Below are 522 nucleotides of genomic sequence, written 5' to 3'. Positions count from 1 at the left end.
TTCAAGCGTGTCTTCGACCTCGTGATAGATTTTGGGACATCCCAGTCCCCAAAATCGACTCGGCCTTTGACAACCTATTCGTGCCCCAGCCGTCCTGGTCACCAAGCACTACACAACAACTTCGCAAGCTCGTTGCTGCTCCGTACTTGTCTCCCAATGACTGGACGCCGCGTTCGAATGCCTACTTTGCTTCCCCTCTGGCGCTATGCGCACGACGGGTAAGCAGTGCGGCCTCGCGGCTACTGGGGACTACCAGCCTTCGCTTCGCTCTCCATGGCTGGCAGCGATCGAAAAACGATGCTGTGCCCGCAAAAAGACAATCAAATTCCATTCCCAAGTGGAACTAGCGGGAAAATCGATGTCTTTTTCAACAGCCTGTTAACACTTTACTCCGATAACGCCCCTCTTGCTCCTTTCCATACAATGGCAAGGTGACCATGGAGCGTTTCAGATGCGCAATACGCTTGGGCGTGTATTTTCTCCCATACTTTCGCGGTCTGCCTCGTTGACCTTTCTTGCGTT

Annotated in this window: 1 protein-coding gene; it reads left to right on the top strand. The window is 53.1% G+C overall.

What is annotated here, in order from left to right; translation table 11 throughout:
* The first annotated feature begins 80 nt into the window (after positions 1 to 80).
* Positions 81 to 347: a hypothetical protein gene (locus tag ACOCD2_RS26085; protein WP_293816039.1), complete on the top strand. Its 267-nt coding sequence runs from the start codon at positions 81 to 83 to the stop codon at positions 345 to 347.
* Positions 348 to 522: the final 175 nt, after the last annotated feature.

It is taken from the genome of Thiolapillus sp., from assembly GCF_048562965.1.
GTDB classification, from domain to species: Bacteria; Pseudomonadota; Gammaproteobacteria; order Chromatiales; family Chromatiaceae; genus Thiolapillus; species Thiolapillus brandeum_A.
The sequence above is the reverse complement of the archived record's forward strand: the minus strand, read 5'-3'. Positions and strand labels throughout refer to the sequence as shown.